Raw genomic sequence first — 1,131 nt, forward strand, 5'->3', positions numbered from 1 at the left:
AAATCATGAAACGAATTTAAACTTCTGCTAACACTATGTATATTTCATTTGGCAAATAGTTTATCTCCGCTATCGCTTCGCAAACGATTATCACCAAACAAAAACATACATCTAACGTTGTAGCTAATTGCAGAAATGACAATCCGAGAGATATTAAATACAGTTGATCACAGACCTTGGAAAATGCCAAATGAAAAGTGGAAATTTTACCAAGAGTGGAATAATGCAATATTTCTTCATTGGCAAGTGGAATTATCTGAATTGAAAAAGTTTGTACCAAGTGAACTTGAAATTGATCTTTTTGACGGAAAACCTTGGATTTCTGTTGTTGCTTTTACAATGGAAAAAATAAGACCAAAAAACCTACCTTCTTTTTCACCAATTTCGAATTTTGATGAAATTAATATCAGAACTTATGTGAAATATAATAACAAAACGGGTGTGTATTTTTTGAGTATCGAAGGCGGAAAAAGTTTACCTTGTAAAATAGCAAAAGGAATGTCTGAACTTCCATATAGATTTTCAAAAATAAAGCGGACTGAAAATCAATACGAATCCAATAACTCGGAATTTAATGATAAATTGAATATTCAGTTTGGGATTGGAAAAGAAACTACTGAAAAAACTGAATTGGAAAAATGGTTGACTGAAAGATATGCTCTTTTTCAAGGCACAGAAAAATCTATTAATGAGTTCGAAATTCATCATTTGGAATGGCCTATTAATGAACTTGAATTGACGAATTTTGAGTTTAATTATCCAAGATTTAAAAACCTGATCAAAAACGATCCTATTAAAACTCAATTCTCTAAAGGTGTGAAGGTTCTTGCTTGGGAGAAAAACAAACTGGCTACAACACGATATATGTGATCATAGCAGCAAAGTAATGAATCGATTGGCCTGTGTATATTTGGTAAGGCGTAATGCTTGCAATAAGGAAAAGTTAACAACCAATGCGTAGATAATGTCGATAGTTCGGTAACATTTTGCCATGCTACGACACACATATATTAAACGTTGTATGCCATTGTGAAAAATGGAAGAAATTATAAATAAATATCTGAATGAGATTGTTTCTCTTGAAATAAACTCAAAACCTGGAGATGTTGAAACCGAAATGTTGGACAATAG

1 protein-coding gene is annotated in these 1,131 nt (G+C 31.9%); it reads left to right on the top strand.

The window, feature by feature from the left end:
* Positions 1-135 precede the first annotated feature (135 nt).
* Positions 136-870 carry a YqjF family protein gene (locus AWE51_RS23315; protein ID WP_066319022.1) on the top strand — a complete coding sequence of 245 codons (735 nt, stop codon included), beginning with the start codon at positions 136-138 and terminating at the stop codon, positions 868-870.
* The last annotated feature ends 261 nt before the right edge of the window (positions 871-1,131 follow it).

Origin of the sequence: Aquimarina aggregata (genome assembly GCF_001632745.1) — a bacterium.
Classification (GTDB): domain Bacteria; phylum Bacteroidota; class Bacteroidia; order Flavobacteriales; family Flavobacteriaceae; genus Aquimarina; species Aquimarina aggregata.

Coding starts and splice junctions, on each gene's coding strand:
- AWE51_RS23315 (WP_066319022.1), top strand. CDS start 136: ATGACAATCCGAGAGATATTAAATACAGTTGATCACAGACCTTGGAAA.